General features: G+C 76.4%; 13 protein-coding genes. 7 read left to right on the top strand and 6 right to left on the bottom strand.

Annotation, left to right across the window (positions count from 1 at the left end):
- Positions 1-3 precede the first annotated feature (3 nt).
- Together MF672_RS19850 and MF672_RS19845 are read left to right on the top strand one after the other, a co-directional pair.
- Complete coding sequence (locus MF672_RS19850) at positions 4-1,029, top strand: LacI family DNA-binding transcriptional regulator (protein WP_242383680.1); 1,026 nt, start codon at positions 4-6, stop codon at positions 1,027-1,029.
- The gene (locus tag MF672_RS19845; protein ID WP_242383681.1) at positions 1,026-1,916 is read left to right on the top strand and encodes a carbohydrate kinase family protein; all 891 of its coding nucleotides are present in this window, start codon (positions 1,026-1,028) and stop codon (positions 1,914-1,916) included. The genes MF672_RS19850 and MF672_RS19845 overlap by 4 nt, the downstream gene beginning before the upstream one ends.
- On the opposite strand, the gene MF672_RS19840 is transcribed toward MF672_RS19845, so the two are convergent.
- Positions 1,882-3,090: a N,N-dimethylformamidase beta subunit family domain-containing protein gene (locus MF672_RS19840; RefSeq protein WP_247815329.1), complete on the bottom strand. Its 1,209-nt coding sequence runs from the start codon at positions 3,088-3,090 to the stop codon at positions 1,882-1,884. The two genes, MF672_RS19845 and MF672_RS19840, sit on opposite strands and share 35 nt — an antisense overlap.
- Before the next feature lie 344 nt (positions 3,091-3,434).
- Entirely contained in the window at positions 3,435-4,226 is a 792-nt protein-coding gene (locus MF672_RS19835) for a phytanoyl-CoA dioxygenase family protein (protein ID WP_242383582.1), read from the bottom strand.
- Positions 4,227-4,327: 101 nt separating this feature from the next.
- Here MF672_RS19835 and MF672_RS19830 point away from each other — a divergent pair, with 101 nt between their 5' ends.
- Positions 4,328-5,227: a helix-turn-helix domain-containing protein gene (locus MF672_RS19830; protein WP_242383583.1), complete on the top strand. Its 900-nt coding sequence runs from the start codon at positions 4,328-4,330 to the stop codon at positions 5,225-5,227.
- Here the strand turns inward: MF672_RS19830 and MF672_RS19825 are convergent.
- Positions 5,208-6,002 carry an endonuclease/exonuclease/phosphatase family protein gene (locus MF672_RS19825; RefSeq protein ID WP_242383584.1) on the bottom strand — a complete coding sequence of 265 codons (795 nt, stop codon included), beginning with the start codon at positions 6,000-6,002 and terminating at the stop codon, positions 5,208-5,210. The two genes, MF672_RS19830 and MF672_RS19825, sit on opposite strands and share 20 nt — an antisense overlap.
- 62 nt (positions 6,003-6,064) lie before the next feature.
- Positions 6,065-7,264, bottom strand: coding sequence for an MFS transporter (locus MF672_RS19820; protein ID WP_242383585.1), 1,200 nt, complete (start codon positions 7,262-7,264; stop codon positions 6,065-6,067).
- A 150-nt stretch (positions 7,265-7,414) separates the two neighbouring features.
- Here MF672_RS19820 and MF672_RS19815 point away from each other — a divergent pair, with 150 nt between their 5' ends.
- The 4 genes from MF672_RS19815 to MF672_RS19800 are packed head-to-tail and all read left to right on the top strand — an operon-like array spanning position 7,415 to position 10,644.
- Positions 7,415-8,329 (top strand): sugar kinase, encoded by a 915-nt coding sequence (locus MF672_RS19815; protein ID WP_242383586.1) that lies wholly within the window; start codon positions 7,415-7,417, stop codon positions 8,327-8,329.
- Positions 8,330-8,363: 34 nt separating this feature from the next.
- Complete coding sequence (locus tag MF672_RS19810) at positions 8,364-8,984, top strand: bifunctional 4-hydroxy-2-oxoglutarate aldolase/2-dehydro-3-deoxy-phosphogluconate aldolase (RefSeq protein WP_242383587.1); 621 nt, start codon at positions 8,364-8,366, stop codon at positions 8,982-8,984.
- A gap of 11 nt (positions 8,985-8,995) precedes the next feature.
- Positions 8,996-9,742: a FadR/GntR family transcriptional regulator gene (locus MF672_RS19805; RefSeq protein WP_242383588.1), complete on the top strand. Its 747-nt coding sequence runs from the start codon at positions 8,996-8,998 to the stop codon at positions 9,740-9,742.
- Positions 9,739-10,644 carry a D-isomer specific 2-hydroxyacid dehydrogenase family protein gene (locus MF672_RS19800; RefSeq protein ID WP_242383589.1) on the top strand — a complete coding sequence of 302 codons (906 nt, stop codon included), beginning with the start codon at positions 9,739-9,741 and terminating at the stop codon, positions 10,642-10,644. Before MF672_RS19805 ends, MF672_RS19800 begins: the two co-directional genes overlap by 4 nt.
- A 22-nt stretch (positions 10,645-10,666) precedes the next feature.
- Here MF672_RS19800 and MF672_RS19795 read toward each other — a convergent pair whose 3' ends face one another.
- Positions 10,667-11,236 (bottom strand): DUF4352 domain-containing protein, encoded by a 570-nt coding sequence (locus MF672_RS19795; RefSeq protein WP_247815328.1) that lies wholly within the window; start codon positions 11,234-11,236, stop codon positions 10,667-10,669.
- Complete coding sequence (locus MF672_RS19790) at positions 11,125-12,840, bottom strand: serine/threonine-protein kinase (RefSeq protein WP_247815327.1); 1,716 nt, start codon at positions 12,838-12,840, stop codon at positions 11,125-11,127. The genes MF672_RS19795 and MF672_RS19790 overlap by 112 nt, the downstream gene beginning before the upstream one ends.
- Positions 12,841-12,855 lie beyond the last annotated feature (15 nt).

Genomic DNA, 12,855 nt, shown 5'->3' with positions numbered 1-12,855 from the left:
CCCATGAACGGTCACGCTCGCCTTGCCGACATCGCCGCCCAGGCCGGGGTGAGCGAGGCCACGGTCAGCCGGGTCCTCAACGGCAAGCCCGGAGTCTCCTCCGCCACCCGCCAGGCGGTCATGACCGCGCTCGACCTCATGGGCTACGAACGCCCGCCCCGCCTGCGCCAGCGCAGCAACGGGCTGGTCGGCCTGGTGACGCCCGAGCTGGACAACCCGATCTTCCCGGCGTTCGCGCAGGCCATCGAGAAGGCGCTCACCCAGCACGGCTACACGCCCGTGCTGTGCACCCAGCTCCCCGGCGGCGCGCCCGAGGACGAGTTCACCGAGCTGCTGGTCGACCGCGGGGTCAGCGGCATCGTCTTCGTCTCGGGGCTGCACGCCGACACCACCGCCCGCATGGACCGCTACACCAGGCTCACCGACCGCGGCCTGCCGATCGTGCTGGTCGACGGCTACAGCGAGCACATCGACGCGCCCTTCATCTCGCCCGACGACCGCATGGCGGCCCGGCTGTCGGTGCAGCACCTGGTCGACCTCGGGCACGAGCGCATCGGGCTGGCGCTCGGCCCGCGCCGGTTCGTGCCGGTCATCAGGAAGATCGAGGGCTACAAGCAGTCGATGGCGCAGCTCCTCGGCGCCACCGACGTCGACGACCTGATCGCCCACTCGCTGTTCTCCGTCGAGGGCGGGCAGGCCGCGGCGGCCCAGCTCCTGTCGCGCGGCTGCACCGGCATCGTCTGCGCCAGCGACCTCATGGCGCTCGGCGCGATCCGCGCCTGCCGGGAGAAGGGGCTGTCGGTGCCGGGCGAGGTGTCGGTGGTCGGGTTCGACGACTCGCCGCTGATCGCGTTCACCGACCCGCCGCTGACCACGGTGCGCAAGCCGATAGGAGCGATGGCCTCGGCGGCGGTGCAGACGCTGCTGGAGGAGGTCAACGGCGCGCCCGCCAAGCACGTCGAGCTGATCTTCCAGCCGGAGCTCGTCGTGCGCGGCTCCACCGGCTCGGGCCCGCTGGTCAACCGGTGAGCCACGACGTCCTCGTCCTCGGCGGCGCCGGGGTCGACACCACCGTGTACGTGCCCGAGCTGCCGCTGCCGTACCGCGACACCTACCAGGTGCCGCCGGTCGTCGACCGCATCGGCAACACCGGGGCGGGCGTCGCGCTCGGCTGCCACGCGCTCGGCCTCGGCGTCGCCTTCGCCGACCTCCTCGGCGACGACCCGCAGGGCGCGCTGATCCGGCACGCGCTGCGCGACCTCGACTGCTCCTACGGCACGGCCGAGGCGGGCACCCGCCGCAGCGTGCTGCTGGTCGGCCCCGACGGCCGGCGCACCTCGTTCTTCGACCCGAAGGCCACGCCCGGCGAGCGGCTGCCCCGGCACACCTACGCCGGCGTGCGGGCCCGCCACGCGCACGTGTCGCTCACCGACTTCTGCCGCCACGTCTACGACGACCTCGACGGCGTGCCGACCTCCACCGACCTGCACGACTGGGACGGCGTCAACGACTACCACAAGGACTTCGCCTACCGCTCCGACCTGGTGTTCCTGTCGGCCGTGGCGCTGCCCGACCCGGCCGCCGCGATGCGCGGGATCCTGGCGCGGGGCCGCGCCCGCACCGTGGTGTGCACGCGCGGCGCCGACGGCTGCCTCGTGCTGACCCGCGACCCTGGCCCGGGCGGTCACGACGGCGAGGTGCGGGCCTTCCCCGCCGAGCCGCTGCCGGGGCCGGTCGCCGACAGCAACGGCGCGGGCGACGCGTTCGTCTCCGGCTTCCTGTACGGCACCCTGCGCGGCCGGCCGCTGGAGGAGTGCGTCCGGCTGGGGGCGATCGCGGGGGCGCACGCCTGCACCGTGGCCGGCACCCACGAGTCGCCGATCACCGAGAGCCTGCTGCTGCGGCGGGCGGGCTGACGGGCCGGTCGGCGGTCGGGCTCCCCGGACGCCCGGCCGGGCCGCGGGCGAAGCGGGCCAGCAGGTTCGCCGTCGCCCGCCGGGTGAAGGCCGCCGCCGCCTGCGGCACGCCGTGGCCGCAGGCCCGCCCGCGCATGGCGCACACCCAGCGCATCGTCCCCGAGGCGAACACCCCGGCCCCGCTCGGCGCGACGTAGTACGTGCTGTTCGCCACCGTCGCCCGCCCGCCGCAGGAGAACCGCGACTCGGCCAGCACCTCGACGCCGGCGGGCGAGCCGCGCTGCACCCGGTCGGTCTCCACGCCCGCCATGCCGGGGAAGCGCGTGCCCCGGGTGCCGGCGAAGATCCAGTGGCGGGGACGGGTGACGGTGTAGGCGCCCTCCGCCGGGAAGCAGTCGTACATCTGGCCCACCAGCTCGCTCTCCGGCCGGGTCTCGCGCCACAGCAGGCACTCCCGCTCCTTGTCGCAGGCGACCGTGCGGCCGCGCAGGGCGATGCGCCAGTAGACGGCGTTCGCGCCGAGGAAGGCGAGGTTGACGCCCTGGTCGCGGGCCCGCGTGAGCGTCGCGCGCATCCGCGGCGACCAGTACTCGTCGTGGCCGAGCGAGATCACCGCGCGGGCCCCGTCCAGCGCGCCCGGCCGCAGGTCGAGGCTGGTCAGGTACGCCAGCGGCACGCCGGTCCGCTCGGCCTCGGCGAACGCCGGCTGCTCGAAGTCGAGGAACAGGCGGGCGCCGGAGCCGTCGTAGGGACGGTCGAAGGTGACCGCGCGGGACCGGCCGGCGAACCCGCCCGGGCCCAGGTAGAGGCTGCGACCGCCCCACAGGTTGTACGCCTGCCAGGTGGTGACCCCGTCCAGCAGCACCACCCGGCCCCGGACCGACGCCGACCGCACGGTGACCGGCACGTACCGCTGGGCGCCGGTGGAGGCGTCCAGCCTGATCAGGTAGGGGCCCTCGGGCCAGCCGGTGGTGTCGACCGTGAGCGAGGGACGCCAGTGCGCGGCGGTCACCGTGCCGCGCACGAGCCGGGCGGGCGGCTGCCGCACGCCCTCGACCTGCGGCGAGCGCCACACGGCGGCGGGCCGGGCGCCCATCCGGAAGGCGACGGCGGTGAAGCGCGGCGCGGTGGTCGAGACGCGCAGGCCGAACCGCTCGCCGGGCAGCACGCTCACGCGGTCGGCGTACCCTCGATCTCGTGCTCGGCGCCCCGCCTGATCGGCCCCACGGCACCGCGGGCGGCCGCACGGCGGGGCGGGCGCCGGGCGGGGCGGGCGCCACCGGGCGGCCCGGCGCGGTCACCGAGCACCCGGCGGCGGGCAGCACGAGGGCGAGGACGAGGGCGAGGGCGAGCGGCTTGCGCATCGGGGCATCGTGGCAGCCCGCCCGCCCGCGCCCCGGCCGGTTGACGAAGTTCTGACCCCCGCCGAACCGTCCGCTGACCGTCCGGCCCCGGACCGCCCGGGACGGCGGCCGCGCGACCGGTGCGGGATCGGCTGGGCCGCCTCCTGACCGGCGGTCACGCCCAGGGGCGGGGGAAGGCGTCGCCGGCCAGGGCGTCGCCCGCGGCCAGCCCGAGCGGGTCGGTCACGACATGTGGGGCCCCGCTGTAGACGGTGTCCGCGTCCATGTAGATGATCACGTGCGCGAACCTCGCCCGGTCGGTCCGGTTGGGCAGCGCCATGTGGCCGGTGTAGCCGCTGTGGAAGGTGCAGTCGCCCGCCCGCAGCGGCACCGTGACCCGGGGCTCCCACCGCAGGGACGGGTCCGTCTCGAACAGGTCCTCCTCCTGGTGCAGGTCCTGGGGCCGCAGGCCGGTGCGGTCCTGGGTGCCGGGCAGGAAGGTCATGCAGCCCCGCTCCGGCGGCACGTCCACCAGCGCGATCCACGCCGACAGCGGCAGCCGGTCACCGGCGTGCGGCCAGTACGGGCGGTCCTGGTGGAACTCCGTCGCGGCGTTGCTGCGCGCCTCCTTGACCAGCATCTGGTCGTGCCAGAGCCGCAGCGGGAACCCGGCGAGCTGCTCGGCGATCCGGCCGATCCCGGTGTCGAGCGTCAGCTCGCGCAGCGTCGCGTCGCGCTGCCAGACGTTCACGAGCTGGCTGAAGACGCCCTGCCGCTCCAGGCTCTCCGCCCGGTGCGCCGCCAGGAACGCCTCCGCCCCGGCGAGGAACCGCTCCACCCGGTCCGGGCCGAGCAGCCCGCGCACCCGGACGAAACCGTGCTGCCGGTACGCCGTCACCAGCTCATCCGGCACCCGGCCGTCCGCGCCGACATCGCCGCGGGAGCGCTCGTCCGCCGTCGTCACCATCTCCGACCTCCTGAGGTTCGTGCCTTCGATGCCTCCCAGCCTCGCCGTGGCACGCCGCCCGGGGCTAGGCCGATCCCGGCGGGTGCTCGTACGATCCCGACATGCCCGCCACGCTGCACGAGCACGCGCTGTTCGCCGAGCGGCCGGTCCTGGCCCGCGTCCACCATCTCGGCCCCGGTCACGGCCCCGACGTCGAGCCGCACGCGCACGACTTCCTGGAGATCGCGGTGATCGCCGCCGGCCGGGCCCGGCACGTGACCAGCCAGGGCGAGCGCCCGCTGCGGCGCGGCGAGGTGATCGTGCTGCGCCCCGGGGCCTGGCACGCCTTCCGGGACTGCGCCGGGCTCACCGTCGCCAACTGCTGCCTGTCGGCCCCAGCGCTGCGGGGCGAGCTGGCGGCGCTGCACGGCGTCCCGATGCTCCGCCGCCTGGTGTGGACCGACCCCGTGGCGTCCGGTACCCACGGCGTGGCCGTCACCGCCGTCGAGCCGGCCGCCGCCGAGGCGGCCGTCGAGGAGATCGCCCTGCTCGAACGGGACCTCGCCGCCGACCCGCCGCGCCCGGGCCGGGTGCTGGGCCGGCTGGTCACCGTGCTCGGCGTGCTCGCCGACGGCCGCGCGGACGGGCCCGAGCCCCCGGCCGCCGCCGTGCACCCCGCGGTCGCCGCCGCCATCGCCAGGATGGAGGCCGCGCCCGCGCACCCGTGGCGGCTCGACGACCTGGCCAGGGCGGTCAGCCTGGACCCCGCCTACCTCGGGCGGCTGTTCCGGCGGCACGCGGGGGTGACGCCGCTGGGCTTCCTGGCCCGGCTGCGGGCCGAGCGCGCCGCCACGCTGCTGGCGCACTCGTCGCTGCCGGTGGCCAGGGTCGGCGCGGCCGTCGGCTGGGACGACCCGACGTACTTCGCCCGCCGCTTCCGCGCGCTGGCCGGGCTGACGCCCACCGAGTACCGGCGGCGCAGCCGGCCGCCGGGCGACGCGGTCAGCGGACCATCCGCATGACCACCGGCAGGTGGTCGGACAGCGTGCTGGACAGGACGGAGCCGCTGGTCGTGGTGATGCCCCGGGTGTAGACGTAGTCGATGCGGGCGTTGCCGTGGGTCGGCTTGTTGGCGTACCTGGCGCCCGTGTCCGTCCACCCCGCGCTGACGAACTTCTTCGACAGCGCGTCCGTGGGAGGGGCGTTGAAGTCGCCGGTGAGCACCAGGCCGGTGCGGGAGCCGAAGTAGGCGCGCACCTTGTCCGCCTGGGCCTCGCGGCGGGCCAGCGAGGTCGCCGACAGTCCCGGCGACAGGTGCGTGGTGAACACGGTGATCGACGCGCCGCCGCCCAGGTCGAGCTTGACGCCGGCCATCGAGCGGTTGACCGGGCAGGTCGCGAAGTCGGTGAGCGGGATCGTCACCCGCTCGGCGATCCGGAACGACGACAGGATCGCGTTGCCCGCCTTGCCCGGCTGGGGGTCGTCGCAGGGGCCCGGGTTGTCGCCCGCGCCGAAGTGGGCGTTGGCGGTGAGGTCCCAGCCGAGCTCGTCGGCCAGCTCCTTGACCTGGTCGGCGTCGGGGCGGCGGTGGATCTCCTGGAGTGTGACGACGTTGGCGCCGCTGGCCCGGACGACCTCGGCGACGGCCTTCATGTCGGCGCTGTCGCCCTGGATGTTCCAGTCGAGGACGACGACGGCGGTGGCCGCGCCGGCGGGGGCGGACGCGGCCGGGGCCGTGAGGACGACGGCCACGGGACATAGAACGGACAACACCTGGATCGATCGGGTCAGGCGCATGATCGTGATCTTACGTACGCCATGACGATCCGTACAGATCGCCGGGTCAGGAATGCCCGCGCTCACCCGCGCCGGTCGAGCTCCCGCCACACCCGGCCGACGAACGGCGGCAGCGAGACCAGGAAGTACACGCAGGTGAACGCGGCGAGCGCGGCGCCCAGCCCGGCCAGTTCGGTCAGCGAGCCGGCCAGCAGCCCGCCCACCGGCATGGCCGCGTACGAGGCGGCGCTCATCGCGCCGATCACCCGGGCCCGCAGCGGGGGCGGGATGCGGTCGTACTGGAGCACGCAGAGGATCGGGTTGATGGCGCCCGCGGCGAAACCCGAGGCCAGCGCGACCGCGACGGCCACCGGCAGCGGCGCGCCGAGGGCCAGCACCAGCACCCGGGGCACCCCGGCGAGCAGGAACGCCACCCCGTAGGTTAGCCGGCGCGGCAGCCGGTCGCCGGCGGCGGCGTAGGCCACCGTCCCGGCCAGCGCGCCCGCGGCCACCGCCCCGGCCAGCAGGCCGAACGCGCGCGGACCGGCCGCCACGTCGCGGGCGTACAGGGCCAGCAGCACCTGCGTGACGCCGGTGTCCAGCATGTTGACCACCACGATCATCGCCGTGGCGCTGAGCTGGAGCCGGTCGCGCCACAGGAACGCGAGCCCGGCCCGCAGCCCGCGCAGGTACCCGTCCCGCCCGCCCCGCGCCGCCCCCGTGGTCGACGGCAGCCCCGCCACCAGGAACGCCGACAGCAGGAACGTGAGCCCGTCCACGACGAGCAGCGCGCCCGTGCCGAGCCAGGCGATCAGCACCCCGGCCAGCGGCGCGCCCACCATCGCGGCCCCCCGGTAGATCCCGTCGTAGGCCGCCGCCGCCCGCTCGATCCGCACCCCGCCGAGCGCCGCCAGCTCCGGCAGCATCGCCTTGCGCGCGGTCTCGCCCGGCGTCGCCGCCAGCCAGCGCAGGAACAGCAGCCCCAGCAGCGCCGGGTACGACAGCCCCTCGCGCTGCGCCAGCAGCGGCACCGCCAGCACCACGACGCCGCTGATCAGGTCGGACGCCACGCTGGAGCGCCGGAACCCGAGCCGGTCCACCAGCGTCCCGCCGAAGGCCGCCGAGACGACGACGGGCAGCGTGGTCGCGAACGCCGCCAGCCCCGTGAGCCCGGCGCTGCCCGTCGTCTCCAGCACGAACCACGGCACGGCCAGCACGCAGAGCATGGTGCCGGTGACGGAGAGCGCGTTGGCGGCCAGCAGAGTGATGAATGGACGCCTCACGCGGTGTTGCCCTGTCTTTCCCGGCTCGAAGGTGCTCAGGGTAGACGGGTGAGACAGGAGCCCGGATGACACCCCCGCCCAACTAGCTAAAGATGATGTGATACTACGATTGGGGCGCATGATGCGCCGCATACCTCAGGAGGTCGAGCTGTGAGCGTCGTGGTCTGCGGCGAAGCCATGCTGCTGATGCTCGCCGAGCCGGGCGTCCCCCTGGAACGCGCCACCGCCTTCCGCCGCTCGATCGCCGGCGCGGAGTCCAACGTCGCCGCCGGGCTGGCCCGCCTCGGCCACGAGGCCCGCTGGCTCGGCCGGCTCGGCGCGGACCCGGCCGGCAAGGCCGTGCTCGCCATGCTCCGCGCCGAGGGCATCGACACCCGGCACGCCGTCGTCGACCCCGACGCCCCCACCGGGCTGCTGCTGCGCGACAGCCACCCGGCCCGCGCCATCGACGTCCAGTACTACCGCGCCGGCTCGGCCGCCTCCCGCCTGGCCCCCGGCGAGCTGACGCCCGAGATGCTACGCGGCGCCCGGATCGTGCACGTCACCGGCATCACGCCGATGTTGTCCGGCTCGGCGCACCAGGCCACGCTGCGCCTGTTCGACCTGGCCGAGCAGGCGGGCGCGACGATCTCGTTCGACCCCAACGTGCGGCTCAAGCTCGGCCCGCCCGGGCGGTGGCGCGAGCGCGTCGCGCCGCTCCTGGCCCGCGCCGGCGTGGTGTTCGCCGGCGAGGACGAGCTGGAGCTGCTGGGCGTCGACCCCGCCGGGCTGCCCGGGCTGGCCGTGGTCAAGCACCGCGACAAGTCGGCGAGCTGCGCCGGGCTGCGGCAGGAGGCGTTCCCGGTGCCCGTCACCGACCCGGTGGGGGCGGGGGACGCGTTCGCGGCCGGGTTCCTGTCCGGGCTGCTGCGCGGGGAGCCGTACGAGGTGTGCCTGCGCGAGGCGGCGGCCGTCGCGGCGCTGGTCGTGCAGTGCGCCGACGACACCTCAGGGCTGCCGGACCGGGCGGGGCTGGAGCGGGCGCTGGCCGCGTTCACCTCGGCCGGCGAGACCGTCCACCGCTGAGCAGCCGCCCCACCTCACCTGAAGAAAGGCGACCATGTACCGCTGGGAGATCGTCCGGGCCGTCACCGAGCAGCGGGTGTTCGGCATCGTCAGGAGCGCCGGCCCCGAGGAGGCGCTGACCGCGGCCGAGGCCGTGCTCGACGCCGGGCTGCGGGCCGTCGAGGTGGCGCTCACCACGCCGCGCGCGCTCACCGCCGTCGCCCGGCTCACCGAGCGGCGGCCCGGAGCCCTGGTCGGGGCCGGCACCGTGCTGGACGCCGCCGCCGCCCGCGCCGCCGTCGAGGCCGGCGCCCGCTTCCTCGTCTCGCCCAGCCTGCACCCCGAGGTGATCCGAGCCGGCCACCGCTACGGCGTGCCCGTCTTCCCCGGCGTCGCCACGCCGACCGAGATCGTGCGGGCGCTGGAGGAGGGCGCGGACGCGGTGAAGATCTTCCCCGCCTCCGGCCTGGCGCCGTCCTGGCTGCGTGACCTGCGGGCCGCGCTGCCGCAGGTGCCCGCCATCCCCACCGGCGGCGTCACCCTCGACAACGCCGCCGAGTGGATCGCCGCCGGGGCCGTCGCCTGCGGCATGGGCTCGGCGCTGACCTCCGGCGGGGCCGAGGCGGCCGGGGCGCGCGTCACCGCGCTGCTCGCCCGGCTCGCCGAGGCGCGCTGAGCGCCCCGCCGATGGCACTCCAGGGGCTGCACGGGCAGGTGGTCGACCACCTCGGCCGCGCGCTCGCCGCCGGCGAGCTGCGCGCGGGCCAGGTCCTGCGGCTGGAGGACGTCCAGGAGCGGTACGGCGTCTCGCGCACGGTCGCCCGCGAGGCCGTGCGCGTGCTGGAGTCCAAACGGCTGGTCACCAGCCGGCCCCGGGTCGGCGTCACCGTCCGCCCGGCGGACGCCTGGAACCGCTACGACCCGCAGGTCATCCGCTGGCGGCTCGCCTCGCCCGGCGCCGGCGACCAGCTCCGCGAGCTGGCCGAGCTGCGGGCCGCCGTCGAGCCCGCCGCCGCCGCGCTGGCCGCCGCCCGCGCCGGAGAGGAGCACCGGCGGGAGCTGGTCGCCGCCGCGCGGGCCCTGACCGGGGCGGCGCGGGCGGGCGACCGGGAGGGCTTCGTCGCCGCCGACGCCGCCTTCCACCGGGTGCTGCTCGCGGCCTCGGGCAACGGCATGTTCGCCCAGCTCGCCGCCGTGACCGAGGAGCTGCTGACCTCCCGGCGGGAGCTGCGGCTGCTGCCCGACCCGCTCGCCACGGCCGCGGTCCTGCGGCACCTCGACGCGGCCGAGGCCGTCGCCGCCGGGCGCGCGGACGAGGCGGCGCGGGCGATCGAGTCGATCGTGCGGGCGGCCGGGGAAGAAGTGCAGCAGATTCTGGAGGGCGGGCCCTGCGCGCTCCGCCCCGCAGCGTACGACCAGGAGGTCTCCCCATGACCGTCGCCGTTCACGTCGGGCCCGAGCCCGTGCCCGCCCTCGTCGAGGCGGTCCGCCGCGGCGGCGGGCGGGTGGTGCCGCTGGAGGAGGCCGAGGCCGTCGTCTACTACGGCAGCGGCGACCCCGACGAGCTGCGCGGCATGATCAGCGACCGCGTCCGGTGGGTGCAGCTCCCGAACGCCGGGGTCGAGCGCATGGCCGCCGCCGGCGTCATCACCGACGACCCCGTCTTCACCGCCGCCACCGGCTCGTACGGCCCCCAGGTGGCCGAGCACGCCCTCATGCTCATGCTGGCCGCCGCCCGCCGGCTGCACCGCCACGCCAGGGCGACGAGCTGGGGGCCGGACGACTCGCAGGTGTTCGCCGGCTCCACCGTCGCCGTCGTCGGGTACGGCGGCATCGGGCGGGCGCTCATGCGGCTGCTGGAGCCGTTCGGCTGCCGGGTGACCGCCGTCACCGACCGCGGCGACGCTCCCGGCGCGGCCCTGATCCTGCCCAGGGACCGCTTCCGCGAGGCGCTGCCCGACGCCGCGTACGTGGTGGTCGCCGCGCCCCTCACGCCCCGCACGCGCGGGCTGTTCGGGACGCCCGAGTTCGCGCTCATGCGCTCCGACGCGTGGCTGGTGAACGTCGCCAGAGGCGGCCTGGTCCGCACCGGCGACCTGGTGGCCGCGCTGCGCGAACGGCGTATCGGCGGGGCCGCCCTCGACGTCACCGACCCCGAGCCGCTGCCCGCCGGGCACCCGCTGTGGAGCCTCGACAACGTCCTCATCACGCCGCACTCGGCGAACCCGCGGGCCGCGTACTGGCGGGGGCTGGCCGAACGGGTCGAGGACAACGTGCGCCGCTTCGCCGCGGGCGCCCCGCTCGCCGGCCGCGTCTCCCCGTCCGAGGGCTTCTGACGACCCTTTCCGGCCCGGCCGGTCAGGCGAAGGTGATGCGGGCGCCGGTGCTCAGGCCCGAGTCGTGCACCTCCAGGCCGACGGGCTGGATGTCGCGCGGCAGGTCGAACACCAGCGTCCCGGTGAACTCGCCGCCCGCCTCGATGCGGATCGGGGTGATCTCCTTGCCGTCGGCGTCGAGCAGCCTGACCCCGCCGTGCACGTCGTCGTCCTCGCCGACGAGCTTCTGCTGGCCCGGGTACAGGACCCGGGCCTCGGGGCCGACGTTGTCCACCTGGACGCCGACGCGGCAGGTACGCTTCGCGGCCGCCTTGGCCGGCTTGGGGCACTTGGTGCTGGTCACCGCGAACCGCAGCCTGCCGTCCTGGACCGGGCCGCCCTCCGCGCCGGCCGCCGGGCCGCGGAACAGCCAGGCCAGGGCGGCCAGCAGCAGCACCAGCAGGACGGCCACCACCACCAGCGCGGTCAGGCAGCCGGTCGTCACGCCGCGGCGCGGCCGGGGCGGCCGGTAGCGGGGCAGCGGGCCCTGGCCGGTGGTCGCGTGGTGCGGCAGCGGGCCCTGGCCGGTCTGGTGCGGGTGGGGGAGCGGCATCTGCCCCGTCTGGTGCGGCCCTGCCATCCCGCCCGGCACCGGCCCCGTCCGGTCGGGGTGCGGCATCGGCCCCGTGCGGTCGGCATGGGGCGCTGGGCCCGTGTGGTCGGCGTGCGGTACCGGCCCGGTGCGGTCCGGGTGTCCGGTGCGCTCGGGGTGGGACGGGCGGCCGTCGCGGCCCCGCGCGGGCGGGCGCTGGCCGCGCTGCCCGCCCCCGCCGGGCAGCTGGCCCGAGGCGCGCGAAGGCGGCGGCACCATGCCGGGCACGGGCCCGACCGCTCGGCCTGCGGCACCTGGGACCCCGGCGGCACCTGCGACCCCGGCGGCACCTGCTGCGACCCGCCGGGCATGGGCGACCCGGCCCTGCGGCGGCACCTGGGACCCGCCGGGCCTGGGCGAGCCCTGCCGGCCCGGGTGCCGCGGCGACGCCTGCGGCCCGTGCCCGCCCTGCGAGGCACGTACGCTCCACGCCCGGCCGAGCCCGTCGGCCCGGTGCGCTCGGCGGGTGGCGGCTGCATGCCCGGCGTCGGCCCCGTCCGCTCGGCGGGCGGCGGCTGCATCCCGGGGGTCGGCCCGGTGCGCTCGGCGGGCGGCACGGGCGGCGGGCCCGTCCGTTCACTCGAGGGAACGGCGTGCGGCGGCGGGCCGGTGCGTTCACCGGGGGGAACGGCGTGCGGCGGCGGGCCCGTGCGCTCACCGGGAGGCACGGCGTGCGGCGCGAACTCGGAGACGTTCCACGCGTTGGTGAGGTGCTTGGTGGCCGCGAGCTGCGCGGCCGGCTCGTCGGCGGCCTCCACCAGCTCCAGCAGCAACTGCCGCGCGGTGGGCCGGCGCGCCGGGTCGGGGTGGATGGCCGCCGCCACCAGCCGGTCGAGCGGCGCGGGCAGCCCCCGCAGGTCGGGCGGCGCGGTACGGGCCCGGGCCGCCATGACGTAGGCGTCGCCCTCGCCGAACGGATGCCCGCCGAGCCCCGCGTACGCGATCAGCGACCCCCACGCGAACACGTCGCCCGCCGGGCTGGTCCTCCCCTCGAAGACCTGCTCGGGAGCGATCCAGCCGGGCGTGCCCATGACCATGCCGGCGTTGGTGTGCCGGGCGCTGACGTGCGTCGAGCGCGCCAGCCCGAAGTCGATCACGCGCGGCCCGGCCAGCGTCAGCATGACGTTGGCCGGCTTGAGGTCGCGGTGCACGAGCCCCGCCGCGTGGATCGCGGTCAGCGCGGCCGCCACGCCGACGGCGGCGGCGTGCAGCACCGACGGCGACAGCGCGCCGTGCTCGATGAGGTGGTCCTCGAGCGAGATGCCGTCGATGTACTCGGTGACGAGGTAGAGCACGCCCCGGTCCTCGCCGTGGTCGAGCACCCGCGCCGTGCAGAACGAGGCCACCTTGCGCGCGTTGGACACCTCTTCGTTGAAGCGCGCCCGGTAGACCGGGTCGGCGGTGTAGTCGCGCCGGATGGCCTTGAGCGCCACCCGTGAGCCGTCGGCGGCCTTCGCCAGGTAGACGACCCCCATGCCGCCGGAGCCGAGACGGCTGATCAGCTCGTAGGAACCGATCGCCGGCGGGTCTTCCGGCTTCAGCGGAGTGCCTGCGGAGCGCCCCAATGTCGCCGTCCTCTC

The organism is Actinomadura luzonensis, from assembly GCF_022664455.2.
In the GTDB taxonomy this organism is placed as follows: Bacteria; Actinomycetota; Actinomycetes; order Streptosporangiales; family Streptosporangiaceae; genus Nonomuraea; species Nonomuraea luzonensis.
The sequence above is the reverse complement of the archived record's forward strand: the minus strand, read 5'-3'. Positions and strand labels throughout refer to the sequence as shown.